Origin of the sequence: Clavibacter sp. B3I6, assembly GCF_030816895.1 — a bacterium.
Taxonomy (GTDB): Bacteria; Actinomycetota; Actinomycetes; order Actinomycetales; family Microbacteriaceae; genus Clavibacter.
On the sequence record NZ_JAUSYL010000001.1, the window covers coordinates 3,131,539 to 3,158,447 of the forward strand.

Genomic DNA, 26,909 nt, shown 5'->3' on the forward strand with positions numbered 1-26,909 from the left:
CAGCATGGCCCGGGCCGGTGTTCACTTGACCCATGAGAGCCATCTGGAAGGGCGCCGTCACCTTCGGCCTCGTCAACGTGCCCGTGAAGGTCTACAGCGCGACGCAGGACCACGACGTGCCGCTGCACCAGGTCCACGACGCCGACGGCGGCCGGATCCGCTACCAGCGCCGCTGCGAGATCTGCGGGAAGATCGTCGACTACGCGCACATCGACAAGGCGTTCGACGACGGCGACCGCACGGTCGTGATCACGGAGGAGGACCTCTCCTCCCTCCCCGAGGAGAAGAGCCGCGAGATCGACGTGGTCGAGTTCGTGCCGAGCGACCAGATCGACCCCGTGATGCTCGACCGCAGCTACTTCCTCGAGCCGGACTCCTCGAGCCCCAAGTCGTACGCGCTCCTCCGCCGGACGCTGCAGGAGACGGACCGTACGGCGATCGTGCACGTGACCCTCCGCCAGCGCACCCGGCTCGCGGCGCTGCGGGTCCGCGGCGACGTGCTCATGCTGCAGACGCTCCTCTGGGACGACGAGGTGCGCGAGGCCGACTTCCCGTCGCTCGACGCCGCCCCGAAGGTGTCGCCGCGGGAGCTGAAGATGTCGGCGCAGCTCGTCGAGGGGTTCGCGGAGGACTTCGACCCGTCGAAGTTCAGCGACGAGTACCAGGAGCAGCTGAAGACCCTCATCGACGCGAAGCTCGCGCAGGGCGACTCGCTCGACACGGACGCGACCTTCGGGGAGTCCGACGACGACGAGGACACCGGCGGCGAGGTGCTCGACCTCATGGACGCGCTGAAGCGCAGCATCGAGCGGAGCAGGGGCGGGGGAGGCGCGAAGCGGAAGGCGCCCGCGCGGAAGCCCGCGGGGGAGGGGAAGGCGGCGGCGTCGGAGGACGCGGAGGACGCGGACGACGCGTCGGCGGAGGCAGCGACCACGACGGCGGCGGCGAAGAAGACGGCGACGAAGAAGACGGCGACGAAGAAGGCGTCGACCGCGAAGGCCGCGGCGACGAAGAAGGCGACGACGACCACGAAGACGACGACGACGACGCGGTCGACGGCCGCGGGGAAGCGGACCGCAGAGAAGAAGAGCGCCTAGGCTTCCGCACGCGGTCGAAGTCGGCGACCGGTCGCTGCGGACCACTGGTGCGCCCGCGCGAGCAGCTCAGAAGGAAGGGGAGCCACCGGGATCCGTTCGGCCGAGACCGAGGACGACCAGGAGGAGGATGAACGCCGCCAGGCCGCAGAGCGCGAGCCCGTTCAGCGCGATCCCCGCCATGGCCACGCCGCGAGGGCGGCGCCGGACGTCGCTGAGGCCGAGGATCACGCCGACGAGCGGCCCGATGCCGAGACCCCCGAGGGTCACGATCGACAGGACCCCGAGGATGAGCGACGCCGTGCCCAACCCGCGGGGAGCGCGCGTGGTCCGAGGGCCAGACGGGACGAGGGAGTCCGGCGCCATCGGGGAGAGGTTGCCGGGATGGGGCGCGGGACCACGTCGCAGTGATGGGGTCGTACGCGGCCGCGGGGCCGCGGCGACCGTTCGCTTCGTCGCAGGCGGCGACGCCTCCTCTGCTCCCTCGAGGGGGACAGCCCGTCCCGCCGTGCTGGTGTCGGTGACGGGAGTCCCCACGCCGCCGGAGCGCTGCAGGCTGAGGACCGCGCTCACCTCCCTGCCGAGGTCACCGGGCACGGGCCGCGACGCGTCCGCGACGAGGTCCGCGACGGTGACGTCCGCCCGGTGTCCGATGGACGTGATGACGGTGCTGCGACAGGCGAGGATCGCACGCACCACATCGGGGTGGTCGAAGGCCCAGAGGCCTCCGTCGCCTGCTCCTCCGCGGACGAGGGCGACGACATGCCCGGGACGGTCGGGGACGGCGGCGATGGCCCGCGCCAGGTCCTGCGGCGTCCGCTCGGTTCCCAGTTCGACGGCGCGTCTCGTCACCACGCGCTTCTGACGGTCCTCCAGCGCACCGCAGAAGTCCTCTGCCGTCTTCGACTGCCACCCGGTGATGAGGAAGACCCGCGTGACGGGATCGGGGAGGGCCGCGATGAACTCCTGCGGAGACGCATAGGGCTCCTCGTGATGGAGCCTCCAGCGCAGGGCCTTGGCGAGACTCCCTGTCTCCGCTTCGGCGCATCTCCGTGACTCGGCGAGGTGGGCGTCGCGCTGCTCCGGTGCAGGTACGTACGGTTCGCTTCGTCGTGTCATGCGTCCCCCAGGTCGTGCCGACGAGGATAGTGCAGGCCTGCTGATGCGACGGGAGCACGTGCTGCCTCCGCGGGCGATGCGGGCCTCAGCCGGCGGCCGGCATCCCGTCGGTCATGACGCGCCAGAGGTGCAGGGTCGCGTAGGAGCGCCACGGCGACCAGGCGGCCGCGCGCGCATCGAGCGCGCGGGCCTCGTCGGGGAGCCCGAGGGCGGCGGCTCCGCGGCGGACGATGAGGTCGCCGGAGAGCAGCACGTCGGGGGATCCGAGGGCGCGCATCGCGACGTAGTCGGCCGTCCAGGGCCCGACGCCGTGGAAGGCGACGAGCGCCGCCCGCAGCTCCGCGCGCGGCATGCCGTGCTCGACCACCAGCTCTCCGGTCGCGAGGGCCTCGGCCAGCCGGATCAGCGTCGCCGTCCGCCGGGCGGGACCGCGGAGCAGCTCGGCGCCGTCCTGCGCGATCCGTGCGGCCGAGGGCATGAGGCGCGTCACGGATCCGTGCGCCACGGACGCGGGCAGGTCCTCGCCGAGGTCCGCCGTCATGCGGCCGTGCGTGGCGCGCGCGGAGGCCACCGAGATCTGCTGCCCGACGACCGTGCGGAAGAGGGTGGAGCGCGGATCCAGCGTGCCGGGGATGCGGAGGCCGGGCGTCGCGCGCACGGCCGCCGCGAGCGCGGGGTCGCGGGCGAGGTCGGCGTCGATGCGCGCGGCGTCGACGTCGAGCCCGAGGAGGCGGCGGGTGCCGGCGAGGAGCTCGGCGGCGTCGTCCGCGTGCTCCACGCGGGTGGTCACCTCGAGGCGGGTCGACGCGCCCGGCTCCTCCCCGACCTCGGCGTCGAGGAGCCGCACGGTCACCGTCCCCGCGCCGTGCGCGAGCCGCGCCGACTGCGTGAAGGACGTGGCGTCGCCCTCCTCGGCCCCCGTCACCGCGTGCCAGGAGAGGAAGCGGATCACGCCGCCGCCGTCGAAGGGCGCGGGCACGTCGAGCACGGTGCGGGCGACGTGCGCGCCGGCGGGCGCGGCGACGTGCGCGGCGGCGCCGGGGGAGTCCATGCGCCCAGCCTGCCCGACGCCCCCGACCCCCGCGGGCGCGCGACCTAGGGTGGACCGCATGATCGACGACGACGTGGTCCGCACCTCCCCGACGCCCGCCTCCGCCGACGCCGTCCGCGCGGAGCTCGTGGCGGCCCTCGGCGACGTGGTCGCCACCGACCCCGCCTCCCTCGAGGACGCGCGCTCCGACCGGTCCGGCTACCGCAGCCCCGCGGACCCGATCGCCGTCGTGCGCGCGACCGAGGTGGCGCACGTCGTCGCGACCCTGCGCATCGCGAGCGCGACCGGCACCCCCGTGGTCACGCGCGGCGCGGGCACGGGCCTCGCGGGCGGCGCGACGGCGACCGCGGGCGAGATCGTGCTGTCGGTCCGCGGCATGGACCGGATCCTCGAGGTCAGCGAGGACGACGAGCTCGCGGTCGTCGAGCCCGGCGTCCTCAACGACGACCTCAACGCGGCGCTCGCGCCCCTCGGGCTCTGGTACTCGCCGGATCCCGCGAGCAAGGCCATCTCCACCATCGGCGGCAACATCGCCACCAACGCGGGCGGCCTCCTCTGCGCCAAGTACGGCGTTACCCGCGAGGCCGTCCTCGCGCTCACGGTCGTGCTCGCCGACGGCCGCGTGGTCGACACGGGCCACCGCACCGTGAAGGGCGTCACGGGCTACGACCTGACCGCGCTGATGATCGGCTCGGAGGGCACGCTCGGGGTCATCGTCCGCGCGACCGTGCGCCTCCGCCCGCTGCCGACCGCGACCCCGTCGACCGTGGCCGCGTCCTTCCCCGACTCCACCGCGGCCGCCGCGGCGGCGTCCGCGATCACGGCCGCGCGCATCCGGCCCGCCGCCATGGAGCTGCTCGACGCGGGCGCGCTCGCCGCCATCGACGCGCACCTCGGGACCGACCACTCCTCCCGCGGATCCGCGCACCTCCTGATCCGCTCCGACGGGCCGGACGCCGCCGCGGAGGCCGCGCGCGTGGTGGCTGTCGTCGTCGCGGGCGGCGGCACGGCCGAGGTCACCGACGACGCCGACGAGGGGGAGCGCCTCCTCGCGGTCCGCCGCGCGTTCCATCCGGCGCTCGCCGCCCGGGGGCGCGTGCTCATCGAGGACGTCGCCGTGCCGCGCTCGCGCCTCGCCGAGATGCTCACGCGGATCCGGGAGATCGAGCGGGAGACGGGCCTCGCCATCCCGACCGTCGCGCACGCGGGCGACGGCAACCTCCACCCGAACTTCTGCATCCCGGAGGACCCGACCACGCCGGACGGCGACGCGACCGGCATCCCCGACGCGGTCTGGCACGCGGCCGACCTCCTCTTCCGCGCGGCCGTCGACCTCGGCGGCACGCTCACGGGCGAGCACGGCGTGGGCCTGCTCAAGCGGCGCTGGCTGGCCGACGAGCTGGGCGACGACGTGATGGGGCTGGCCGCGGGGATCCGCCGCGTGTTCGACCCGCAGGGGATCCTCAACCCCGGCAAGGCGGCCTGACGGACCGCCGCCCCATCTGCGTGTCCGCGCGCGACGCGACCCCGGACGGCCGCCGATCCCGCCAGTAGGCTGGCGACGCCGATCCGCCGAAGAGAGGGCCGTCGTGACCGACCCGTCCGTCCCCGTGACCGTCCACCGTCCCTCGCCGGCGTCGCCGCCGCCGGCCATGGAGCTGCCGACGCCGCACCCGCCGTCGCGCATCACCGCGTCGGCCGTGCTCGGCGTCGCGGGCGTCGCCGTCCTGCTGCTCGTCGGCCTCGTCGTCGCCGCGTACCTCGTGCTCAGCCTCGGGATCCAGGCGGTCGCGATCTGCGCCGTACTCGCCCTCATCCCGCTCGGCTTCGTGCTCCTCGCGATCCGCTGGGTCGACCGCTGGGAGCCCGAGCCGCGGCTCGCGCTCCTGTTCGCCCTCCTCTGGGGCGCGGCCGCGTCCGTGGCCATCGCCCTCCTCTTCGACCTCGTCGTGCAGTACGCGCGCCTGGCCGTGGGCGTGCCCACCCGGTACACCGAGTTCCTGCAGCTCGCCGTCCAGGCGCCCGTGGTGGAGGAGTCGGCGAAAGCCATCGGCCTGCTCCTCGTCTTCTGGGTGGCCCGCCGCCACTTCGACGGGCCCGTCGACGGCGTCGTCTACGGCGCGACCATCGCGGCCGGCTTCGCCTTCACGGAGAACATCGTCTACTTCGGCGGCCCGCTCGTCTCGGGCACGGAGGGCGCGCTCGTCACGACGTTCGTGCTCCGCGGCCTCTTCTCGCCGTTCGCGCACGTGACCTTCACGATGATCACCGGCATCGCCATCGGGTACGGCGCGCGGCGCGGTCCGGGTTCGGCCCTGGGCTTCGGCGCCATCGGTCTCGTCGGCGCGATCGTGCTGCACGCGCTCTGGAACACCGGCGTGACCATCACGGGCGACTTCCTCAGCTTCTACGTGCTGCTGCAGGTGCCGATCTTCGCGTTCCTCGTCACGGTCGTGATCCTGCTGCGCCGGTACGAGATCCACCTCACGCGCCGCCGCCTCCGCGAGTACGCGGCCGTCGGCTGGTTCACGCCCGCCGAGGTCGAGATGCTGAGCACGTGGCAGGGCCGGCGCCGCGCGCGGCTCTGGGCGCGCACGCGCGGCGGCGACGCGGGCCGGGCGATGGTCCTGTTCACGCGCGACGCCACGCGCCTGGCCTTCGCGCGGCAGCGGATGCTGTCCGAGCGGCCCGCCGCGTCCGGCCGCTCCGAGGCCGGGCACCTCGACGACGAGCGCCGCCTGCTGCAGGCCGTCACCGACCACCGCGACGCGCTGCTCCGCGGCGGACGACGCTGACCCGGACGCGCTAGCCGGGCAGCGTCCGGCCCGCCCCGGCACCCCCGCCGCTGTCGGCGGTCGCGAGTAGCGTCAAGGGACACCACGAGGAAGGCACCACCATGAGCGATGCGAACCAGGACACCACCGGCGGCGACGACAGGGAGATGCTCGGATCCTCCACGCCCACGCCGCCCCAGAGCGCCGAGAAGGACCCGAGCACGTGGGTCACGGGCGACGAGCCGATGACAGGCGCGCAGCGCAGCTACCTCGACTCCCTCGCCACCCAGGCCGGCGAGGAGATCCCCGCCGACCTCAACAAGGCGGAGGCGAGCGAGCAGATCGAGCGCCTGCAGGAGAAGAAGGACACGGCGTCGCCGCAGTCCGACGACGCGAGCTGATCCGCCGCCATGCAGCGGACGGGCGGGTGCCGGGACGGCGCCCGCCCGTCGTCGCGTGACGCGGGGGCGCACGCAGGGAGGGAGGGCGCATGACCACGCTCGTCGGGTACGCCCGCGTCGCGCGCGCGGAGGAGTCCTACCAGGACCAGGTCGACGCGCTCGACGCCGCGGGCTGCGAGCGGATCTTCGTCGACGTCGCCGGGGGACCGAAGGCCGCGCGCCCCGGCCTCCAGGACGCGCTCGACTACCTCCGCGAGAACGACGAGCTCCTCGTCGTGAGCCTCGACCGGCTGGGTCCCGGGACGACCGACGTGGTGCGGATCCTCAACGACCTGGAGGCGCGCGGCGTCGCGTTCCGCGCCATCCGCGACGGCCTGGAGGCCGGCACCGAAGCCGGCCGCGGGCTCTTCGCCGTCACGCTCGCGCTCGCCACGGTCGAGTCGACGACCGAGGCGGAACGCCGCCGCCGCCGATCCGCGGAGCCGAGCGCCCGGGAGGCGGCCGCCGCGTCCGCGGCGCCCGCCGCGCCCGCGCTTCCGTCGCTGCCCAAGGGCATCACCCGGCGGAAGCTGCAGATCGCCGTCGAGGAGCGCTCGAAGGGCCGCGACACCGCCGAGATCGCGCGCGTGCTCGACGTGAGCGAGCGGACGGTCACGCGCGCGCTGGCCTGGGCCGAGTCGGGCCGCACCGGCGGCCTGCTCCGCTGACCCGCGTCCGCCGGTCGTGCAGATCCGCCGGTCAGGTGCCTCCCGTCCGGCTCCCTTCGTCCCCCCGGAGGAGCGCGTCGGCACCCGCGGCCGAGGTGCCGGCACCGCGCATTTCCTAGCCTGAGGACATGGCCCCCTCCCGTCCTGCGCCCGCCCGTCGCCCCGCGGCGCGCTCCGGAGCGGCGATCCGCCGGCGGCGATCCGCACTGCTGGCGGCCGTCGTGGCGACCGCCGTGGTCGGCGCCGGGCTCGCCACGGGGATCCTCCCGTCGCCCGTCGGCGGCGCGTCCGCGGATCCCGCGTCCTGCACCGTCGACGCGCTCACGGCCGACTGGTCCACGGGCACGCTGCACCTCTCCGCGGCCGAGGTCGACGGCGCGGCGGACGAGGCCGTGCTCGACGTGCGCGCCGACGAGCCCGCGGCCACGGCCAGCACCATGAAGGTCCTCACCGCCGCGGCCGCGGTCGAGGCGCTCGGGCCCGACCGGCGGATCGCGACCCGGGTCGTGCAGGGCGCGCGCGCCGACACGGTCATCCTCGTCGGCGGCGGCGACCCGACGCTCAGCCGCCTCCCGACCGGCACCGACGGCGTCTACCCCGACGCCCCGCACCTCGACGACCTCGCGCGCCAGGTGCGCGAGGCCCGGCGCCTCGATCCCGACCTCGCCGACGTCCCGATCCGCCGCCTCCAGGTGGACAGCAGCCTGTTCACGGGTCCGGCCTGGCTGCCCGAGTGGCCGATCGCGGCCCGGCGCGGCGGGTCCATGTCGAACATCACGGCGCTCATGGTCGACGGCGACCGCGACGACCCCGCCGTCGCGTACTCGCGCCGCGGCGAGGCGGCGGTCGCGCGCGCCGCCGAGGCCTTCGCGCCCCTGCTGGGCGACGACGTCGCGACCGACGGGCCGCTCGTCACCGCCGCCCCCGGATCCGCCGTGCTCGGCGCCGTCGAGTCCGCGCCGGTCCGCGAGCTGGTCGGCCACATGCTCACCCACTCCGACGACACGCTCGCGGAGACCCTCGCGCGCCTCGTCGCCATCGAGACGGGCGCCGGTAGCGCGGCGGCCGACATCCAGCGCGGCACGCCCGCGGCGCTCGCGGCGCTCGACCTGCCGGTGGAGGGGATCCGGCTGGTCGACGGCTCGGGCCTCTCCGACGCGAACCGCGTGCCCGCGGAGCTCCTCACCCGGCTCATGGTCCGCGTGGCCGAGCACGCCGGCGACCTCGAGGTCGTCGACGCCGGGCTCGCGGTCGCCGGACGCACGGGCACGCTCGCGGAGGAGGGCCGCTTCGCGGGCGAGTCGGGCCGGGCGGCCGGTCGCATCCGCGGCAAGACGGGGACGCTCGAGCGGATGCACGGCCTCACCGGCATCGTGGACGCGTCCGACGGCACCGGGGTCGCCTTCACCATCTGGGCAGAGGACGTGGATCCGGCCACCCCCGCGACTGCCGCGCGCGCCGAGATCGACGCGCTGGCGACCGAGCTGCACCGCTGCGGCGGCGCGCTCGGCGGCTGACGCCCGTCCTAGGCGCCGGAGCGCTCCACGAGCCGGTGGTCGTGCGCGTACACGACGAGCTGCACGCGGTCCCGGAGGGCGAGCTTCGCGAGGATGCTGCTCACGTGCGTCTTCACGGTCGACTCGCTCACGAACTCGAGCGACGCGACCTCCGCGTTCGAGAGGCCGCGCGCGACGTGCCCGAAGACGTCCTTCTCGCGGGCGCTCAGCGACCGGAACGCGGGCGGCGCCGGGGGAGCGGGCGCGAGGCTCGCATCGGAGGTGAACAGCTGCGTGAGCTCGTCGGGCGCGAGGACGGCGCTGCCCGCGTGCACGGCCCGGATCGCCGCGGCCAGGAACGCGGGCGTCGCGTCCTTGAGGAGGAATCCGCTCGCGCCGCCGCGGATCGCCGTCGCGGACGCCCGGTCGAGCGCGAACGTCGTCAGCACGACGACGCGCGGCGGATCCGCGCGGCTCCCGTCGAACAGGGCCCGCACGGTCTCGAGCCCGTCCATCACGGGCATGCGCATGTCGAGCAGCACGACGTCGGGCCGCGTCGCGTCGATCACGGCGAGCCCCTCGCGCCCGTCGCCGGCCTCGCCGACCACCTCGAGGTCGGGCTGGGCGTCGAGCGCGACGCGCACGCCGCCGCGGAACAGCTCCTGGTCGTCGACGAGCACGATGCGGATCACGGGCGGCCTCCCGGCACGGTGAGGGGGCGCGCTCCCGGGAGCGGGATGCGCGCGCGGGCGGTGAACAGGTCGTCGACGGCCTCGGCCTCGAGGTCGCCGCCGACCGCGGCGAGCCGGGTGCGCATCCCCTCGACGCCGGTGCCGACGCGCGGCGGTGCGGCGTCGAGGTGCCCGGTCCCGGCGGCGGCGTCGTCGTGGGCGGCGACCGGGTTCTCGACCTCGAGCACGACGTCGGCCGCGCGCCAGGTCTCCCAGAAGCGGATCCGGCCGCCGGGCGCGCCGTGGCGCATGGCGTTGGTGGTCATCTCCTGCGCGACGCGGCGGATCACGACCTGGCGCGCGGGGTCGACCGCGCGTCGCGTGCCGCGCACCTCGTGCCCGAGGTCGACGCCCGCGGCCCGCACCTGCGCGACGACCGCGTCGAGGTCCTCGGGCCCGTCGTCGGCCTCGGCCGGGCTCGTGCCGCTCAGCACCTCGCGCACCTCGGCGAGCGAGCGCCTTGCGGTGTCGGCGATGGTGGCGGAGACCCCGCGGATCCGCTCCTCGTCGTCGAGGAACTGCACGGAGTCGGCCTGCGCGATGATCACCGCGAGCGAGTGGCCCACGATGTCGTGCACGTCGCGCGCCATGCTGGCCCGCAGCGTCTCGGCCTGCGCGAGGTCGACGGCCTTCACGGCCGTGTCCTCGGCCTGGACCCGCAGCTGCGACTCGGCGGTGCGCGAGCGGGTCACACGGACGACGAGCCCGGACAGCCACGCGACGAGGAGGATGAGGACGGGCGCGGCCGCGAAGATCACGCCGCTCGGGCCGCTCGCCTGCGTGAGCACGGAGAACCGGGCGCCGGTCTGCAGGAGGTAGGCCGTGGCCGCGGCGCCGCCGAGGAGCGCGGACGCGGCACCGAGCGCGGCGGTGGGGCGCGATCCCCGCCGCGCCGTGGAGTACAGCACGAGGAGGAGGGCCAGGTCCGCGAAGCCGGGCCGCTCGCCCACCGCCCACTGCGTCAGGGCCATCGCCCAGGCCAGCACCAGGGCCGCGCCGGGGAGGGCCGAGCGCGCGATCACGGCGACCAGCGCCAGCAGCGCGACGAGGGCGCCCGCCTCCTGCACGTCGACGGGCGGCGTCAGGGCGAGGCCCGCGATGACCAGGCCGAGGAGCGCGTCCCCTAGGACCTCGAGCCCGCGGCGGCGGGACGGCCGGGCGCGCGTCGCGCGCGCGGCGGCGGTGGTCCCGGTGTCCATCGGCCACAGCCTAGGTGCCGGGCATCGCGCGGGTCGCCCCCCGCGGGTACCGGTCGCCGGTACCCGCGGGGGAGGCGCGCGCTACTTCTTCTTCGTCAGCGCGGAGCCCTTGTGCGCCGCGGTCTTCCCCGACTTGTCGCTCTCCACGATGTACGCGGGCTCGTCCTGCGACGCGCGGAAGTGCTGCCCGTCGTGCTGGAAGTCCTTCGTCCGCTCCTCGAGGACCTTGCCGTGCGTCTCGCCCTGGGGCGTGTTCCAGGTGACGTGGTCGCCCTTCTTCAAGCTCGCCATCAGATCGTCGCCACCGATCCGGAGTCGACGCGGTAGTTGGATCCGTTCACGAACGACGCGAGGTCGGAGCAGAGGAACGCGACGACGTTCGCGACCTCGGTCGGCTCGCCGCGGCGCTTCAGCTCCATGTAGGGGCGCTCCTCGTCGAGGAACGAGTCGATCGCCTCCTCCTTCGAGGTGCCGAGCTGCCCGGCGCGCTTGTCCATCATCGCGTCCGTCATCGGCGTGTGGATGAAGGCGGGCGACACCGCGTTCACGAGCAGCCCCTCCTTCGCGTAGCTGCGCGACAGGCCCTTCGACAGCGCGAGCACCCCGGCCTTCGCGGCGCAGTAGGGGAGCTCGTCGTCGTACGGCTGCACGGCGTCCTCGGAGGCGAGGAACACGATCCGGCCCCAGCCGCCCGTCCGGAGCGACGGCAGGAACGCCTTGACGAGCCGCACCGGTCCGAGGAGGTCGACCTCGAGGGTGTCCGTCCAGCCCGCGTCGTCGATCTCGTGGAAGAGGCCCTGCGCGCCGGTGATCCCGGACGACTGCACGAGGATGTCGATGTCGCCGACGGCCTCCTGCACGCGCCGGTGCAGCGCGTCGAGCGAGGAGACGCTCGTGACGTCGGCCGCGAACGCGTGCAGTCGTCCCTCCGGCGCGTCGAGCCGTGCGGCCGCGTCGTCGAGCAGCCCCTGCTCCTTGTCGCTGATGACGACGGTCGCGCCCTCCGCGAGGAGGACGCGGGCCGTCTCCCACCCGATGCCCGAGTCGGCGCCCGTGACGAGCGCGGTCTTCCCTGTGATCCCGAGATCCATCCCGGTCTCCTTCCTGTGCCCGCGAGGGGCGGTAGAGGCGTGAGCGTCGTCGTGCCCGCGGACACGACGAGGGCCGCACCTGGTGGTGCGGCCCTCGGTGGTGGTGCGGTGCCGCTACTCGGCGGCGGAGCCGACGCGGCGGTTCTCCGCGGAGACCATCCACGCGTACTGCTCGAGCGCGGTGATGAAGCCGTGGAGGAGGTCCGCGGTGGTCGGGTCCTCCTCGTCGACGTCGTCGTGGACCTCGCGCATGGTGTGCACGGCGGCCTCGAGGCGCTGGGTCACGAGATCCACGGTCTCGGCCGTGTCGACCTCGCCCTGCGGGTACTCGGGGAGCGTCGTGTTCTCGGCGACGGTGTCGCTGCGGCCGTCGGGCGTCGCGTGCAGGGCGCGCATGCGCTCGGCCAGGTCGTCGCTGAACTCGCGCGCCGACTCGATGATCTCGTCGAGCTGCAGGTGGAGGTCGCGGAAGTTCTTGCCGACGACGTTCCAGTGGGCCTGCTTGCCCTGGATGTGGAGCTCGATCAGGTCGACGAGCACCTTCTGCATGTTCTCGTGCAGCTGCTGCGACGCCTTGAAGCCGCGCTCCGCGTTCTGGCGCTTGGTGGGCTTGGAGCCCTCGGGCTGCGTGGCCTTGTCGGAGGTGCTGGTGGGGCGTTCGACGGTCGTGGTCATGTGCGACTCCTCGGTTCTTCGTTCTCGTGGGGTCGGGGTCTCCCGATCCGTGCGGTGCGGCATCCGGTGGGATGGGCCCGCGTGGGCCGGGCGCGCGTTCGCGCGACGTCCGGCCTGCCTCCGACGGTACGCCCGCCTCATGCGCGTCGCACGGACGGTGAGTTCGCTCACAGTCCGCGCCCAGGGACGGAGGTCGCGCCTTCGCTCTCCGGACGGGCGGCGGCTCCGGTGCTTGGCTGGATGCATGAGCGTCCTCACCTCGGACATCCGCGTCCTGCGCGACGCCCGCGCGATCCTCGTCGAGAGCCTCTGGTGGGATCCCGCCGGCGACGTGATGTGGAACGACATCACCGCGGGCACCCTGCACCGGAGCCCGTGGACCGGCGCCGCCGACGGATCCGACGACACCGTGCTCGAGCTGCCGCCGCCCCTCGCGTCCTTCCAGCCGGCCGACGACGGCGGCTTCGTGGCCGCCCTCGGCGACCGGATCGTGCTCGTCGACGCCGCCGGACGGATCACGCGGGAGCTGGCGCGGGTCGCGCACACGCACGACGGCATGCGCCTCAACGAGGGCAAGTGCGATCCCGCGGGCCGCTTCGTCGTCGGCTCGATGGACCTGACCGAGGGCGACCCCGACGCGGCCGTGTACGCGGTGGACGGAGCCGGGACCCTGCGCACGCTCGTCGGCGGGTTCGGCACGACCAACGGCTTCGAGTGGACGGACGGCGGCCGCACGATGGTCCTCACCGACACCGCGACCACCACGGTCTTCCGCGCGCCCTACTCGGAGGACGGCGAGCTGGGCGAGCTGGAGCCCTGGATCCACGGCGAGATGAGCGACGGCCTCACCCTCGACGCGGACGGGTACGCATGGAACGGGATCTACGGCGCCGGCAAGGTCGTCCGCTGGGCGCCGGACGGCTCGAAGGACCTGGAGATCGAGGTGCCGGCCCCGAACGTCACGTCCGTCGCCTTCGCCGGCCCGGACCTCCGCACCCTCGTCATCGGCACCGCGCGCGAGAACATGACCGAGGAGCAGCTCGAGGAGCACCCGCTGTCGGGCGGCGTGTTCGCGATCGACACCGCCGTCTCCGGCCGCCCGGTCCACGTCTTCCGCACCGCGGTCGGCGGCGGCGCACGCGCGTAGCGTCGGAGGCGCCGTCCGACCGGGCGGCACCACTCTCACGAGGAGGAACGCACATGACCGGAGAGAGCATCCAGGGCCGCACGGTGGCCTTCCTGCTGACGGACGGCTTCGAGCAGGTCGAGCTGACGGAGCCGTGGAAGGCCGTCCAGGAGGCTGGCGGCACGCCCGTGCTCGTGTCCCCGAAGGCGGACACCGTGCAGGGCCTCGACCACATCGACAAGGCCGACACGTTCGACGTGGACGTCCAGGTGAAGGACGCCGACGCGGTCGACTACGACGCCCTCGTGCTGCCGGGCGGCGTCGTGAACGCCGACGACATCCGCGTGGACGCCGACGCGGTCGCCTTCGCGAAGGCCTTCTTCACGGCGGGCAAGCCCGTCGCGGCCATCTGCCACGCGCCGTGGCTCCTCATCGAGGCCGGCGTGGTCGACGGCCGCCGCATGACCTCGTTCCCGACCCTCGCCACCGACCTCCGCAACGCCGGAGCCGAGTGGGTCGACGAGGAGGTCGTGGTCGACAGCGGGTTCGTCACGAGCCGCAACCCCGGCGACCTGCCCGCGTTCAACGCGAAGCTGATCGAGGAGATCGCCGAGGGCGAGCACGACGAGCAGCACGCCTGACCCGTCGTCCACCCGGCGCACCTAGGGTGAGGGCGTGACCACGCCCTCACCCGACGCGCGCTTCCGCCAGACCACGCCCGCCCCGCGCGCCGTCCGCCTCGTCGCGGTGGTGATGGCGGCGCTGGGTCTCGCGGTGCTGGGCATCTCCGCCATGGGCGGTGCCGCGTCGCCCGGGGTCATCGCGGGGGTGCTGCTGATCGTCGCGGCCTTCGTGGTCGACGGGCTCCGGATCCGCATCACGCTCGACGCCGACGAGGTCGAGGTGGCGCTCGTCCCGTTCCGGCGCATCCGGATCCCGTACTCGGCCATCGCGGACTGCGCGGTCGTCGACCACCTCCGTCCGCGGACCGTCGGGGGGATCGGGGTCCGCGCGCTCCCGGGCGGCGGCGCCGCGCTCCTGCTCGACGCCGGACCGGCGATCCGCATCGAGTCGGCCGACGGCACCCGCCACCTGGTCCGCAGCACGTTCCCGCGCGAGGCCGCCACGCGGATCCGCGACCGCGCCGCCGCCGCGCCCGTGGTCGACGGCCCGGGCGACCGCCCGGCGCCCACCGCCTAGGCTCGTCGCGTGACCACCGCACCCCCCGCCGCACGCCGTCCGCGCACCTCCCGCCCCGTCGTCGTGGCGCTCGCGGTCGTCGTGCTGGTGGTCGGCTTCGTCCTCGACCAGCTCAGCAAGAGCTGGGCCGTGGACGCGCTCGGGGACGGCACGACCATCCCGCTCGTGCCGACCGTCCGCTTCGCGCTCGTCTACAACCCGGGCGTCTCCTTCGGCATGGGCGCCGAGGTCGGGCCGCTCCTCACCGTCGGGATCATGGCGCTCGCGCTCGGCCTCGCGATCTGGGTCGGCTGGCAGATCCGCCACCGCGCGTCGCTTCTCCAGGTGCTCCTGCTCTCCGCCGTGCTCGCGGGCGCGCTCGGCAACCTCTTCGACCGCGTGACGCGCGCGGAGGACGGGCCGCTCTCCGGCCACGTCGTCGACTTCATCGCCGTCGAGTGGTTCGCGGTCTTCAACGTGGCCGACATCCTCACCGTGTGCGGCATGATCGCGTGGGCCCTCACCACGGTGTTCGGGCGCGACCACGTGGCGGACGCGCGCGCCGACTCCGAGCGGGACGCGGACGCGGAGCGGGACGCGAGCACGGACGCCGGCGTCGACGCCGGTCCCGCCCCCGCCGACCGCGCCTGACGCCCCGGCGTACCGTGAGGGGATGACCACGATCCCCACCCTGGAACTGTCCGACGGGAACCGCATCCCCGCCATCGGCCTCGGCACGTACGGGCTGGACGACGACGCGGGCGCCGAGCTCGTGTCCGGCGCGATCGGCGCCGGCTACCGCCTGCTCGACACGGCCCTCAACTACGGCAACGAGGCCGCGGTGGGCGAGGGCATGCGCCGCTCCGGCGTCCCCCGCGAGGAGCTCTTCCTCACCACCAAGCTGCCCGGCCGTCACCACGGCTACGACGAGACGCTCGCCTCGTTCGAGGAGTCGCGCGCCTCGCTCGGCGTCGACGTCGTGGACCTCTACCTCATCCACTGGCCGAACCCGAGCGTCGGGAGGTACGTCGACAGCTGGCGCGCGTTCATCGAGCTGAAGGAGCGCGGCCTCGTCCGCTCCATCGGCGTCTCGAACTTCACGCCCGCCCACCTGCAGCGCCTCGAGGACGAGACGGGCGTGCTGCCCGTCGTCAACCAGGTCGAGCTGCACCCGTCGTTCACGCAGGTCGAGCTCCGCGCCGAGCACGCCCGGCGGGGGATCGTCACGGAGAGCTGGTCGCCGTTCGGCACGCGAGAGCAGCTGATGCAGGACCCGCACGTGGTCGCGGCTGCGGAGGCGCACGGCGTGACGCCGGCCCAGACCGTCCTGCGCTGGCACATCCAGTCCGGCGCGCTCCCCATCCCGCGCTCGACGAATCCCGAGCGCCAGCGCCGGAACCTCGACGTCTTCGGCTTCGAGCTGAGCGAGGAGGAGGTGCGCGCGGTCGGCTCCGGCCCGCAGTCGCGCCTCTGGGACGGCGACCCGGACACGCACGAGGAGATGTAGCGGCGCGCGCCCGTCGCCCGCGGCCGTCGCGTCCCGAGGGGCGCGGCGGCCGCGTCACGTGGGGGACGCGCCGTGGGTCAGGCGCCGAGGAGCGTCGGGATCCCGAGCAGCAGCGCCCCGCCGACCAGGCACGCGGCCGCGACGAGCACGAGCACGCCGACCCAGAGGATCCCGGGCAGGTGCGTGAGCCGCCCGAGCTGATCGGCGTCGGACGCGCCCCCGCCCCGGCGGGACCGCGAGCGCTGCAGCTCCAGCGTCGCCCGCAGCGCGCCGAGGAGCAGGAAGAGCGCGAGCGCGTGCGCCGCGACGCCCTGCACGACCACGGGCGCGACCCCGGCCACCACGCCGACGACGACGCCGGCCACGAGGCACGACCAGAGACCGAACCAGTTGCGCACCTGGACCACCACGAGCGCCAGCAGCAGCAGCCAGAGCCACAGCACCGCGGCCGACCGGCCGGATCCCGCGAGCCAGGCCGCCCCGAGCCCCGCCAGCGCCGGCGCCGGGTAGCCCGCGAGCAGCGTCACCACCATGCCGGGGCCGCGCGGCCGGCCGACGCTGACGGTGAGGCCCGACGTGTCGGAGTGCAGCCGGATCCCCGCGAGCCGCCGACCGCTCAGCGTCGCCGCGAGCCCGTGGCCGCCCTCGTGCACGATCGTGACGGCGTGACGCGCGAGCCGCCACGCGGCCGGCACGAGCACGAGAGCCGCGGCGAGCGCCACGGCGGCGAGCGCGGGCCCCGCCTCGAGCGGCGCCTGGACGGCGGTCGCGCGCGCCACGACGTCGCGCAGGATCTCGACGGGGTCCATCGGGTGCTCCTCGGGGCGGGTGCGGCGGGCGGGGAGCGCCCAGCCCACCACACCCGCCTGACGGACGGCCCTCGCCGGGCCACCGACTACCGTTGTCGGGTGCCCGACACCCCCGTCTCCGACCTCGTCCGCTCCCTGCTGCTCACCGTCCCGGACTTCCCGCAGCCCGGGATCCTCTTCCGCGACCTGACGCCCGTCCTCGCCGACGGCCCCGCGCTCCGCGCCGTGGTCGACGACCTCGTGGCCGCCGGGGGACCCGTCGACGCGGTCGCGGGCGTCGAGGCGCGCGGGTTCCTCCTCGCGGCGGCCGCCGCGTACGCGTCCGGCGTCGGCACCCTGGCGGTCCGGAAGGCCGGCAAGCTCCCCGGCGAGGTGCTGCGCGAGTCCTACGACCTCGAGTACGGCGACGCGGCCATCGAGCTCCACCCCGGCCAGCTGCCCGTCGGATCCCGCGTGCTGCTCCTCGACGACGTGCTCGCGACCGGCGGCACCCTCGAGGCCGCGGCCCGGCTCCTGGAGCGCGCCGGCTACGAGGTCGCGGGCATCGGCGTGGTGCTCGAGCTCGAGGGCCTCGGCGGCCGCGCGCGGCTCGCGGGCCGCGACGTGCACGCCATCATCGCGCTCTGACGCGCACCTCCCAGGTGGTCCGCCGGTCGACCCGCCGCTGCGGGGACCTGCCGGCACGGGGTCATCCGCGAGGACGGGATCATCGGGACAGGGCGTCACGGCACCGGCACCTCCGACGGATCCGACGCCCGCGATGAGGCCGGATGATGGACGGATGCTCCTCCGCCACCCCGTCCTCGGATCCGCCACGGCCCTGTACCTCGGCCTGGTCGCCTGGATCACGCTGTCGCCGGAGCCGTACGACCGCCGCCTCGACGGCTTCCTGTCCCGCGCGCTGCAGGCCCTCCACCGGCACGGCGGCCCGTCGTGGATCACGTACGCGGCCGTCGAGGGGGCCGCGAACGTCGCGATGTTCCTGCCCGTCGGCATGTTCCTGGTGCTCCTCCTCGGGCGATCCCGGTGGTGGCTCGCCGTCGCGCTCGGCGTCGGCCTCTCGGCCCTCATCGAGACCGCGCAGCTGCTCCTGCCTACGCGCGTCTCCGACGTCCGCGACCTCGTGCACAACGGGCTGGGCGCGCTGCTCGGCGTCGTGCTCGTCCTGATCCTCACGGCTCGCTCCGAGAACGCCCGCCGCCGCGCGCTCCGCCGTCGCCCGCCGGCCGCGTCCACGGGCCCGCAGCCACGGGTCTCCCTGTCCCGCTGACCCCGGCGGGGCACCCCCGACGGCGCCGCCCGCCGCCCCGCCCGCGGTTCGGGGGCGTCACCTCGGCTCGATAGGATTGACGCCGGAATTCCAAGGGGTGTGCAGGTGACCGGTACGGAGCTGGAGCGCGAGCGCGAGTACGTCACGCGCCTCTACGGACGACTCGACGCGGTGCGGGCGGAGACCCGCGATCAGCTGACGGCGGTGCGCGACAGCCCCACCGGCGGCACGCACCAGAACCGGTCGGAGCGCGACGCGTTCGCCCGCATCTACGAGGACCGCCTGCAGGCGCTCCGCGAGGTCGACGAGCGCCTGGTCTTCGGCCGCCTCGAGTTCGAGGACGGCCACCTCCCGGAGGACGAGCCGCGGGGTGCCGCGCCCGCGGGGGAGTCCGCCGACGGCGATCCCGTCTCCCGCGCAGAGCCCGTGTACAGGTACATCGGCCGCATCGGCCTCCGCGACGACGACCTCCAGCCGCTCCTCCTCGACTGGCGCGTGCCGCAGGCGAGCGCCTTCTACCAGGCCACCGCCGCCACCCCGCTCGGCGCCCGGGCCCGTCGGCACCTCACGACGCGCGGTCGCGAGGTCGTGCACGTCGAGGACGAGATCTTCGACCCCGCGCTCCTCGACGAGGGCCGCACGAGCCTCCAGGGCGAGGGCGCGCTGCTCGCCGCGCTCTCCGCGGGCCGCACCGGGCGGATGAACGACATCGTCGCGACCATCCAGGCCGAGCAGGACCGCATCATCCGCTCCGACCTCCGCGGCGTGCTCGTCGTGCAGGGCGGGCCCGGCACCGGCAAGACCGCCGTCGCGCTGCACCGCGCGGCGTACCTCCTGTACTCGCACCGCGACCGCCTCGCGTCCTCGGGGGTCCTCGTCGTCGGGCCCAGCCGCTCCTTCCTCCAGTACATCGAGGCCGTGCTGCCGTCCCTCGGCGAGACGGGCGTCGTGCTCGCGAGCGTCGGCCAGCTGTTCCCCGGCGTGGAGGCGACCGCCGAGGACGCCCCCGAGGTCGCGGCCGTGAAGGGCGGATCCGAGATGGCCGGCCTCCTGCAGCGCGCGGTGCGCTCGCGCCAGGTCGCGCCCACCGAGCCCGTGACCCTCGACGTGAACGGCGAGCGCATCGTGCTCGAGCCGTCGCTCGTGGCGAGCGCGCTCCGGCGCGCGCAGGACAGCCGGAAGCCCCACAACGAGGCCCGGGTCGTCTTCAACAAGGCCGCGCTCGGATCCCTCGCGCAGGTCCTCGCGTCGCAGATGCGCCGCAACGGCAGCGCGCTCGACGACAGCGACCTGGCCATGCTCCGCGAGGACCTCCGCACCTCCTACGACGTGAAGGTCGCGCTCAACACCGCCTGGCTCCCGCTCACGCCGGAGAAGCTCGTGCAGGACCTCTACGCGCGGCCGCAGTGGCTGGCCTCGCTCACGCCGCGGTGGAGCCCGGAGAAGCGCGCGCTCCTCCGCCGCGACCGCGACGCGCCGTTCACCATCGCGGACGTGCCGCTGCTCGACGAGGCCGCGGAGCTCCTCGGCGAGTTCAGCGCGCAGGCCGACGCGAGCGCCCGCGAGCGCGAGCAGCAGCGCCTCCGCGACATCGAGAACGCCGAGCAGGCCATCGAGAACATGGGCGTCGGCGGCATGGTCACGGCCGAGCGCCTCGCGGAGGGCTTCGCCGAGCAGGCCGCCCGCCGCACGACGGCCGAGCGCGCCGCGTCCGACCGCACCTGGACCTACGGCCACATCGTGGTCGACGAGGCGCAGGAGCTGAGCCCCATGCAGTGGCGCGTGCTCCTCCGCCGCTGCCCGCTCCGGTCCTTCACGATCGTGGGCGACGTCGCGCAGGCCAGCTCCGCCGTCGGCGTCACCAGCTGGCAGGACGCGCTCGGCCCGGTGCTCGGCCGCGAGTGGCGTCTCGAGGAGCTCACGGTCAACTACCGCACCCCTGCGCGGATCGCCGAGGCCGCCGAGCGCATGGCCATCGCGCACGGCCTCCCCGTCACCCGCTCGCGCGCCGTCCGCGAGGGCGAGCACCCCATCGACACCGTCGAGGTCGCGGCCGACGAGGTCGTCTCCGAGGTCGTCGACGTGGTCGACGAGGAGCGCGAGGGCGGCGACCAGGGCACGCTCGCGGTCATCGCCCGCGACGACCGGGTCGAGGAGCTGCACCGGGCGCTCGCCGAGCGGTTCGGGTCCTCGGTCGGCATCGGCGTCGGCGGTCTCGGCCGGCCCATCGCGGTGCTCGGCTCGCAGGAGGCGAAGGGCCTCGAGTTCGACGTGGTGGTCATCGCCGAGCCGGACGAGATCCTCGCCCACACCTCCCGCGGCGCGGCCGGCCTCTACGTCGCGATGACCCGCCCCACGCAGCGCCTGCACATCGTCACCTCGACGGGCTTCTCCGCCTGATCCGCCGCCGTCGGCGACCGGCGCGGCGCCGCGCGTGAACACTATGGAGACAAGTGGCATCCGGGCCGGCACGCGCGGAGGATGGGCCGGTCATGACCCCTCCTCCCGCAGCACCCGGCCCCTCGTCCGCCTCCGGCAGGGGGAAGGACCCCGCCCCCGGCGACGCGGCGGATCCCGCGCCCGAGGGCGCCGCGTCGGCCCCGACCGCACGGTCTGACGCGTCAGTCGCTGCCACCCGCCGGGCCCGTCGCACGCGCCTGGTCCAGGTGGTCGTCATCGTCGCCGTCGCGGTCGGCATCGCCCTCGTGCCGCCGCCCGCCGGGGTCGACCCGCGCGGCATGCACATGGCCGGGATCTTCGTCGGCACGGTCCTCGCGCTCATCCTCCAGCCGCTGCCCACCGCGCCCGTCGCGCTCATCGGCCTCGCGGTCGCGATGCTCACGGGCACCATGGCCACCGACGGCGAGGCGCTCGAGGGCTTCGCGAACCCCACCATCTGGCTCATCGTCGCGTCGTTCTTCATCGCGGACGGCTTCCTCGTGACGGGCCTCGGCCGCCGCATCGCGCTCGCGTTCGTGGCGCGGCTGGGCGGATCCAGCCTCGGCCTCGCCTACGGCATGGCGCTCACCGACCTGGTGCTCGCGCCGGCGACGCCGTCGAACACCGCGCGCGCGGGCGGCGTCGTGTACCCGATCGTCGCGTCCCTCAGCCGCGTGCAGGGGTCGAGCCCCGAGTCCGACGCCTCGCGCCGCCGCCTCGGCTCGTACCTCGCGCTCACGAGCGTGCAGGTGAACACCGTCACGTCGGCCATGTTCGTCACGGCGATGGCCGGCAACCCGGTCGCGCAGAAGGCGGCCGCCGACCTCGGCATCGAGATCACCTGGGGCGGCTGGGCGCTGGCCGCGCTCGTGCCGGGACTCCTCAGCCTGGTGGTCGTTCCGTGGGCGATGTCGCGCGTCTACCCGCCGACGCTGACCCGCACCCCCGAGGCCCCCGCGCACGCCCGCGCGGAGCTGCGCGGGCTCGGACCGCTGTCCGGCCACGAGCGGATCATGGCGGCCACGTTCGTCCTGCTGCTCGTCCTGTGGTGCGGCGGATCCCTCCTCGGGATCCCCGCCACCGCCGCGGCGTTCGGCGGCATCGCGGTGCTGCTCGTCACGGGCGTCCTCCGGTGGTCGCACCTCGCGGCCAACGCGTCCGCGTGGTCGACGCTCGTCTTCTTCGCGGTGCTCGTGGGCATGGCCGACCAGCTCGACGCGCTGGGCGTCATCGACCTCGTGGGCGGAGCCGTCTCGGGATCCGTCGGCGGCCTGCCCTGGCCCGTGGCCTTCGCGGTGCTCGCGCTCGTCTACTTCTTCTCGCACTACCTGTTCGCGTCGAACACGGCCCACATCGTCGCGATGTACGCGGTCTTCCTCGGCGCCGCGGTGGCGACCGGCACGCCGCCGCTGTTCGCCGCGCTCGTGCTGGGCTTCGTCGGCAACCTCTTCGGCGGCATCTCGCACTACGCGTCGGGGCCGTCCGGCGTGGTCTTCGGATCCGGCTACGTGACGACCCGGGAGTGGTTCCGCGTCGGCTTCGCGATGGCCGTGGTGCTCATCGTCATCTGGGGCGTCGTCGGCACGGCGTGGATGGGCGTCCTCGGCCTCCTGGCCTGACCGCCGTCCGCCGGGGCGCGGAGATGGGCCGGCCCGATGACGGGCCGACCCGGCGGTCGTGGTGCCGGCGCCGAGACCCCTCTCCGTGCGCCGTCCGTGCGACCGCTCTCCCCATGACATCCGGACCCGTGGTGCATCGCGTCTCTGGTGGTCCGGAGCATTGCGGTCTCTTCGGAGCGCCCGGGCGATCGGATGGGTACCAAAGATGACGAAACGCTGAGGGACATTGATGTGTGACTTGTCCATCAATTGGAGACCGCGGAAGCTGGGTCTTTGTTTGACGCTCAAACTAACACGTGGACTTTAAGCGGTTGCAGAATGGATACAAGCGCGGCGCAAGGGTCCAACTCTGTACTTCACAGTGGCCCCTCAACGTTTTCTACGTACCACAACGCACTGATTTTAGCATCATCACTTTTTGGAATCGGATTTGCATTCCGGACGCGAAAGGTAGTGGGGACGCTCACGGCGCTACCGAAAATAAGGGCGTGCTGTTTTGGCAGAGATGGCAGGCGAGTCATGACCGCTTCGGACACGAATGGGGCCATGCGTCGGATGTGCTGTAAGTCCTCCGGATTTTGAATGCGGTGCACGACGTAGTTGGAACATTGCGACAGTACAGTACCGGACAATTCACTCGGGCGCTGAGACGCAAGCATCAAGAACAACCCGTATTTCCGACCCTCTTTCGCGATGCGATCAAATATACGAGAGGCATCGAGTGCATAGTCTGACGGTCGCGCGGCCACGTATCGGTGAGCTTCTTCCAAGATTACGTTAACGGGCGTTGAGTTCCTAGGCTCTCGCCGGCGCAATCGTTCAAAGATTAACCGACTTGTTACAGCGGCAATAATCTCGACGGCTTCATCTTCACTTTCGTTCAGATCTATAATGGTAATTTGCGACATCTTTTTATTTTCGCCGCCGCCTTCGGGTTGCCAGCCGAGTATAAGATTTACGTACTCAATTACACTCCGCTCGTGAGGAGCCATTGTCTGGGGATCGACGCGAAGGAAGGCATAGTCTGCCCTCGTAGAGACACTTTTAAGTCGTGTAAGCAGGGACGAGCAGTAGTCACGAATTTGACGGTTGCCGTGAGACTCCTCATACAGAATAGCGAGCTCCAGTGCAGGGCCTAATGTCTCGAATGCGAAAGGAGCATTAGAGTATTCGGGAATGACTATGTCATCGAGTACATACTCATCAAGATAATTATTAAGTTCATCTGCTTTGATAAGTTGGCCGTAATTTAGCGCCGTCAGTCGAGTGATCTTACTTCGCGTAATGTTCTCTGTGTTGAAGGTGTTTATCAGCCCTTGGATTCGTGATGCACTCGACGTGCCACTGTCGCTTGTTGCTAATATACTTCGTATAGCGGACGCAAGAATATGGTCCTTGGTTGACTCAAGTCCTGGTCCTGGTGTTGCAAAGAGTGATGTCAAGCCAAGGGCTGAACGAAGAGCGGGTCGCTGAGCTTTTTGGCTCGCCTGTAGGAGCAGGTCCCATTCCTCAGCGGACAGGAACCAGTGAGGCAATGTATAAGCCAGCGCTGATTCTTGACCGTTGATTACTTCTAGTTGTTGCGTCTCTGCGCCCGAAAGCTTTGCGTAAGTACGCCGGATGGGTGAACGAAATTCACTAAGTGCCTCTCGGTACTCGCCGTTTGTGTCAAATACAACAAAACTTGCCCCAATTGGATAGTGTCGCTCGGGCTTATTAAATATTGATTGTAAGATTGACGCTACGGTACAAGATTTGCCACTCCCTGTATTTCCGAGAATTGCGGCATGTCCGCCGAAGAACTCGTTGACTCGCACTTTTACTGCGTAATCATCGAAGACCACTGAGGTGCCGACGTCAAAAGCCCGCGTGCGAGTGTGGGTGCTGCCGGTGCTGGCCGGCTCAGTGGCGCCGGATACATCTAGAATGCGATCAAGGTCGTGTGTCTGCGTGTAAAGAGCGTCCGCATACAAGGGGGGAAAAACGGATATGCCAAACCGAAAAGGAGAGTCCAACCTGAATGGCAAGGTTCCTACGGGCACTACTTCGAGCGACTTTGATGAACCTATTGCCGCTGATTCGGCGTAATCGAAGCCGGTTGGCGCATTTGTAGCTCCATCTGTCTCTCGAAGTCCGACTACTTCCGCGACGATGTAAGCCGTCTGAACGGGTATCAAAACATAAGAACCGATTCGGGCCACGTAGTGTTGCCCGTCGAATCCGACCAACGTAAAACTATCACTTCCCTGTCGAAGCTGCACTGTGAATCGATCAGCACTTACGGAGCTTACTGTGCCGAGCGAGCGGCGACTGTCCAGTCGGCTACTCACTAGTTCTGCTCCTTTGGATTCGACTGGATTATGGATCGTAGGAGATTCTCGATTGCGGAGTCTGTTGGATCTTCTCCCAGCGAGGGCATAATGTCGTCTACGAAGTTGACGAAGTAGTGCGCCTTCCATTCGGCAGTTGATTCTTCTGTGCCGATTATCCAAATTCGGGGGTCATCAAGCTCCCGTAGCTGGCGCACAAGAGGACTGGCGTCGGGGTCAACGAAAGCTACTAGGCGGAATGTCGGAATGGTAAGCGCTTGGAAAATAATGTTGTTAACGTGCTCATCGCCGAACCCGTAGCCGATCGTTATAAGAGCGCTTTGCTCGCGCGCGACTCGGGACTGCAGCTCTCGAAACATGTCAGAGTACGGGGAAGCGAAACTTGCGTTTTGTTTTGCTGGTGTCGGGTAGATCAAGAGAGTGTCCAGCTTTAGCTCTGACTCATGGGGCCATGATTCGACCACGGGAAATAGGCCGTCTCGTGTTGATTGCCAACTTAGTGACCCATGAAGTTTGGCAAAGTACAAAAGGCTTTCCACAGAACTCCATCTGTGCTGACTTATGTTCATTTGCTCTGCAATGGTGTAGCGAAATGTTGACGGATTGAATCTACGCTCGATGGATCCTTGGAAGCCGTTGATATAAGGAATGCTGAGTCGATCCATGGCGAGCTCGTTGAACAGGTCGTAGTTTGTAGTGAAGATCCATGGTCGAGCCAAGTTCTTGTCGCGCTGTGAAAGCCTGCGATAAAAGCGCTCGTAGGTTTTCAAAACCGTGCCATCTGAATCGTCGGTTTGCCCAGTAATGCAGACCTTCAGGACGTGAAGTTTGACAGCGGATATTACCTCATTGACTAGCGGCAATGCCGCTGCCAAAGTGTGATTCTCGACCTGCTCCAGGGTGAATCGGAATCCGTATAAGACTTCCATGAGGCGCTCTAGATTGTTTGAAAAAGCTGGATCTTGCAGGTCCAGCCCTAAAGTTTTCTTTAGCTCAGCTTTTTTGTCTTCCGATACTGCGCCGGAAGTCAGGAAGGCTTTGGCTAGTGGGCCCATTGTAGGAATGCCTAATTCTTTGGATCCATTCCAGCTAGACGAGCACCCTGAGCCGAGCAAAAATGACAGGTGCTTCGAGTTCATTGCATCGGCTACATCGCGTCGAACAATCGCAAGCGCATCGTTGGGTGTAGAGCCCGCCGAACCCGCCAGGACGTTGTGTCGGCCCTTGTATATCGCAACTTGTTTCGGAGGCTGTGCGGCAATAGGGTCGGTGTCGCTCATAACGAAATCCTCCAACTGGTGCTGCGCGGCGCGGCTCCATCTGGTGCCAAGCTAGATGACCGGAGGGGGCTGTTGGGCTCCTTTGCCTACCCCCGATATGGGGGCTTGTTGGAATCGCAGTTGCGGCCACTGTAGATCCCATGGGGCGAAGCCCTCCGAGCCGAGGCATAGTCCACTGTTTGTGTTCAGAAGACGGGGATCGCTTCAGCGCAAAGGCCCAAGTCGCGTGTGCTGTCATTTTTGATGACGTCTGGTTACAACGAATTCCCGGCTTGCGCGGGCGCCGGCCAGCGCACGTCGTCGGAGGAGACGAGCGGCGCATCCGCGCACCCGTCGAGCACGCGCGCCATGGCGTCGCGCTCGGCCCGCGTGACGCTGAGCTCGGTGCGCACCTTGACGGACACCTGCCGGGCCACGAGCGCGCACGCGTCCCGCGGGTCCTCCGGCAGCCACGCGTCCGCCGTCGCGTCCGACTTCGAAGCGTTCTCGGCACCGGACGCGGCCACCAGCTCGAGCGGGTCGTTCGCGAACGCCGCGCGGTAGTCCGCGTCCCACCGCCACGCGCCCGACGACCAGGCGTCCGACAGCGACACGACGTGGTCGATCTGCACCGCCTCCGGATCCCGCGACCGGTCGAAGCGGATCCGCTCTCCCGAGTACGGGTCCTCGAGCACGCCCGCCTGCACGACGCAGCCGCGCGTGCCGTCGCGGATCTCGGCGTCCCGGAGGTCGCGCCGCAGCACGTCGTTGCGGGTGTCGCAGCCGTTGCGGTCCACGTCCTCGCGCCACGCGAAGGACTCCCGGTCGTAGCCGGGCACCCGGTCCTCGGTCCGCACCTCGAGCCCGTCGAGGGCGAGGCGCGCGGATCCGGTCGCCCCCGGCTCCGCGCCGAGCCCCGACCCCGGCGCCCCGCCCACCGAGCCCGCACCGGGTCCGGATCCCGGGTCGCCGCGCCACTGCACGAGCCCTGCGACGATCACCAGCACGAGCGCCGCGAGCGTCACCAGCACCG

At 71.6% G+C, this 26,909-nt stretch carries 26 protein-coding genes and 1 pseudogene; 15 read left to right on the forward strand and 12 right to left on the reverse strand.

Features of this window, described 5'->3' with window-relative positions:
* Positions 1 to 32: 32 nt before the first annotated feature.
* On the forward strand, positions 33 to 1,097 hold the full coding sequence (locus QFZ62_RS15110) for a Ku protein (RefSeq protein ID WP_307507419.1): 1,065 nt from the start codon (positions 33 to 35) through the stop codon (positions 1,095 to 1,097).
* Between the two features lie 66 nt (positions 1,098 to 1,163).
* Here the strand turns inward: QFZ62_RS15110 and QFZ62_RS15115 are convergent, their stop codons facing one another.
* The 3 genes and pseudogenes from QFZ62_RS15115 to QFZ62_RS15120 all read right to left on the reverse strand — a co-directional run bounded on the left by QFZ62_RS15115 (position 1,164) and on the right by QFZ62_RS15120 (position 3,264).
* The gene (locus QFZ62_RS15115; RefSeq protein WP_307507422.1) at positions 1,164 to 1,364 is read right to left on the reverse strand and encodes a hypothetical protein; all 201 of its coding nucleotides are present in this window, start codon (positions 1,362 to 1,364) and stop codon (positions 1,164 to 1,166) included.
* A 327-nt stretch (positions 1,365 to 1,691) separates the two neighbouring features.
* Positions 1,692 to 2,213 (reverse strand): annotated as a pseudogene (locus QFZ62_RS15645) (exodeoxyribonuclease VII large subunit); the annotation flags it as partial.
* An 85-nt stretch (positions 2,214 to 2,298) separates the two neighbouring features.
* Positions 2,299 to 3,264, reverse strand: a complete 966-nt coding sequence (locus tag QFZ62_RS15120; RefSeq protein WP_307507425.1) for a DNA-3-methyladenine glycosylase — start codon at positions 3,262 to 3,264, stop codon at positions 2,299 to 2,301.
* A 58-nt stretch (positions 3,265 to 3,322) separates the two neighbouring features.
* Here QFZ62_RS15120 and QFZ62_RS15125 point away from each other — a divergent pair, with 58 nt between their 5' ends.
* From QFZ62_RS15125 to QFZ62_RS15145, 5 genes are all read left to right on the forward strand, one after another.
* Positions 3,323 to 4,750: an FAD-binding oxidoreductase gene (locus QFZ62_RS15125; RefSeq protein WP_307507427.1), complete on the forward strand. Its 1,428-nt coding sequence runs from the start codon at positions 3,323 to 3,325 to the stop codon at positions 4,748 to 4,750.
* Between the two features lie 103 nt (positions 4,751 to 4,853).
* A complete protein-coding gene (locus tag QFZ62_RS15130; RefSeq protein ID WP_307507430.1) occupies positions 4,854 to 6,059 on the forward strand; it encodes a PrsW family intramembrane metalloprotease in 1,206 nt (401 codons plus the stop codon).
* 101 nt (positions 6,060 to 6,160) lie between these two features.
* The gene (locus QFZ62_RS15135) at positions 6,161 to 6,439 is read left to right on the forward strand and encodes a DUF3072 domain-containing protein (RefSeq protein WP_307507432.1); all 279 of its coding nucleotides are present in this window, start codon (positions 6,161 to 6,163) and stop codon (positions 6,437 to 6,439) included.
* An 89-nt stretch (positions 6,440 to 6,528) separates the two neighbouring features.
* Positions 6,529 to 7,146 carry a recombinase family protein gene (locus QFZ62_RS15140; RefSeq protein WP_307507435.1) on the forward strand — a complete coding sequence of 206 codons (618 nt, stop codon included), beginning with the start codon at positions 6,529 to 6,531 and terminating at the stop codon, positions 7,144 to 7,146.
* A gap of 128 nt (positions 7,147 to 7,274) precedes the next feature.
* Positions 7,275 to 8,663, forward strand: coding sequence for a D-alanyl-D-alanine carboxypeptidase/D-alanyl-D-alanine-endopeptidase (locus QFZ62_RS15145; protein WP_307507437.1), 1,389 nt, complete (start codon positions 7,275 to 7,277; stop codon positions 8,661 to 8,663).
* An 8-nt stretch (positions 8,664 to 8,671) separates the two neighbouring features.
* Here QFZ62_RS15145 and QFZ62_RS15150 read toward each other — a convergent pair whose 3' ends face one another.
* From QFZ62_RS15150 to QFZ62_RS15170, 5 genes are all read right to left on the reverse strand, one after another.
* Positions 8,672 to 9,334 (reverse strand): response regulator transcription factor, encoded by a 663-nt coding sequence (locus QFZ62_RS15150; protein WP_307507438.1) that lies wholly within the window; start codon positions 9,332 to 9,334, stop codon positions 8,672 to 8,674.
* Entirely contained in the window at positions 9,331 to 10,572 is a 1,242-nt protein-coding gene (locus tag QFZ62_RS15155; RefSeq protein ID WP_307507440.1) for a sensor histidine kinase, read from the reverse strand. The genes QFZ62_RS15150 and QFZ62_RS15155 overlap by 4 nt, the downstream gene beginning before the upstream one ends.
* Positions 10,573 to 10,653: 81 nt before the next feature.
* Complete coding sequence (locus QFZ62_RS15160) at positions 10,654 to 10,863, reverse strand: DUF2945 domain-containing protein (protein WP_307507442.1); 210 nt, start codon at positions 10,861 to 10,863, stop codon at positions 10,654 to 10,656.
* Positions 10,863 to 11,663, reverse strand: coding sequence for an SDR family NAD(P)-dependent oxidoreductase (locus QFZ62_RS15165; protein WP_307507445.1), 801 nt, complete (start codon positions 11,661 to 11,663; stop codon positions 10,863 to 10,865). Before QFZ62_RS15165 ends, QFZ62_RS15160 begins: the two co-directional genes overlap by 1 nt.
* 114 nt (positions 11,664 to 11,777) lie before the next feature.
* Complete coding sequence (locus QFZ62_RS15170) at positions 11,778 to 12,338, reverse strand: Dps family protein (RefSeq protein WP_307507448.1); 561 nt, start codon at positions 12,336 to 12,338, stop codon at positions 11,778 to 11,780.
* A gap of 244 nt (positions 12,339 to 12,582) precedes the next feature.
* On the opposite strand from QFZ62_RS15170, the gene QFZ62_RS15175 reads away from it, so the two are divergent.
* Genes QFZ62_RS15175 through QFZ62_RS15195 form a run of 5 tightly spaced genes read left to right on the forward strand, consistent with a single transcriptional unit; the run spans position 12,583 to position 16,150 of the window.
* Positions 12,583 to 13,485 carry an SMP-30/gluconolactonase/LRE family protein gene (locus QFZ62_RS15175; protein ID WP_307507450.1) on the forward strand — a complete coding sequence of 301 codons (903 nt, stop codon included), beginning with the start codon at positions 12,583 to 12,585 and terminating at the stop codon, positions 13,483 to 13,485.
* 53 nt (positions 13,486 to 13,538) lie between these two features.
* Positions 13,539 to 14,105, forward strand: a complete 567-nt coding sequence (locus QFZ62_RS15180) for a type 1 glutamine amidotransferase domain-containing protein (RefSeq protein WP_307507452.1) — start codon at positions 13,539 to 13,541, stop codon at positions 14,103 to 14,105.
* Between the two features lie 34 nt (positions 14,106 to 14,139).
* Positions 14,140 to 14,664 (forward strand): hypothetical protein, encoded by a 525-nt coding sequence (locus QFZ62_RS15185; protein ID WP_307507456.1) that lies wholly within the window; start codon positions 14,140 to 14,142, stop codon positions 14,662 to 14,664.
* Positions 14,665 to 14,673: 9 nt separating this feature from the next.
* Positions 14,674 to 15,294 carry a signal peptidase II gene (locus QFZ62_RS15190; protein ID WP_307507458.1) on the forward strand — a complete coding sequence of 207 codons (621 nt, stop codon included), beginning with the start codon at positions 14,674 to 14,676 and terminating at the stop codon, positions 15,292 to 15,294.
* Positions 15,295 to 15,316: 22 nt separating this feature from the next.
* Positions 15,317 to 16,150 carry an aldo/keto reductase gene (locus QFZ62_RS15195; RefSeq protein WP_307507461.1) on the forward strand — a complete coding sequence of 278 codons (834 nt, stop codon included), beginning with the start codon at positions 15,317 to 15,319 and terminating at the stop codon, positions 16,148 to 16,150.
* A 77-nt stretch (positions 16,151 to 16,227) separates the two neighbouring features.
* On the opposite strand, the gene QFZ62_RS15200 is transcribed toward QFZ62_RS15195, so the two are convergent.
* Entirely contained in the window at positions 16,228 to 16,959 is a 732-nt protein-coding gene (locus tag QFZ62_RS15200) for a M50 family metallopeptidase (protein ID WP_307507463.1), read from the reverse strand.
* Between the two features lie 99 nt (positions 16,960 to 17,058).
* Here QFZ62_RS15200 and QFZ62_RS15205 point away from each other — a divergent pair, with 99 nt between their 5' ends.
* The 4 genes from QFZ62_RS15205 (at position 17,059) to QFZ62_RS15220 (ending at position 22,287) form a co-directional block, all read left to right on the forward strand.
* Entirely contained in the window at positions 17,059 to 17,586 is a 528-nt protein-coding gene (locus QFZ62_RS15205) for an adenine phosphoribosyltransferase (RefSeq protein ID WP_307507466.1), read from the forward strand.
* 154 nt (positions 17,587 to 17,740) lie between these two features.
* Entirely contained in the window at positions 17,741 to 18,229 is a 489-nt protein-coding gene (locus QFZ62_RS15210) for a VanZ family protein (RefSeq protein WP_307507468.1), read from the forward strand.
* A 105-nt stretch (positions 18,230 to 18,334) separates the two neighbouring features.
* The gene (locus QFZ62_RS15215; RefSeq protein WP_307507471.1) at positions 18,335 to 20,629 is read left to right on the forward strand and encodes an AAA family ATPase; all 2,295 of its coding nucleotides are present in this window, start codon (positions 18,335 to 18,337) and stop codon (positions 20,627 to 20,629) included.
* A gap of 92 nt (positions 20,630 to 20,721) precedes the next feature.
* On the forward strand, positions 20,722 to 22,287 hold the full coding sequence (locus tag QFZ62_RS15220) for a DASS family sodium-coupled anion symporter (protein WP_307507474.1): 1,566 nt from the start codon (positions 20,722 to 20,724) through the stop codon (positions 22,285 to 22,287).
* Positions 22,288 to 22,643: 356 nt separating this feature from the next.
* On the opposite strand, the gene QFZ62_RS15225 is transcribed toward QFZ62_RS15220, so the two are convergent.
* The 3 genes from QFZ62_RS15225 to QFZ62_RS15235 all read right to left on the reverse strand — a co-directional run bounded on the left by QFZ62_RS15225 (position 22,644) and on the right by QFZ62_RS15235 (position 26,907).
* Entirely contained in the window at positions 22,644 to 24,617 is a 1,974-nt protein-coding gene (locus QFZ62_RS15225; protein ID WP_307507477.1) for an ATP-binding protein, read from the reverse strand.
* Positions 24,617 to 25,897 carry an SIR2 family protein gene (locus tag QFZ62_RS15230; protein ID WP_307507480.1) on the reverse strand — a complete coding sequence of 427 codons (1,281 nt, stop codon included), beginning with the start codon at positions 25,895 to 25,897 and terminating at the stop codon, positions 24,617 to 24,619. The genes QFZ62_RS15225 and QFZ62_RS15230 overlap by 1 nt, the downstream gene beginning before the upstream one ends.
* A gap of 254 nt (positions 25,898 to 26,151) precedes the next feature.
* Entirely contained in the window at positions 26,152 to 26,907 is a 756-nt protein-coding gene (locus QFZ62_RS15235; protein WP_307507483.1) for an HNH endonuclease family protein, read from the reverse strand.
* Positions 26,908 to 26,909 lie beyond the last annotated feature (2 nt).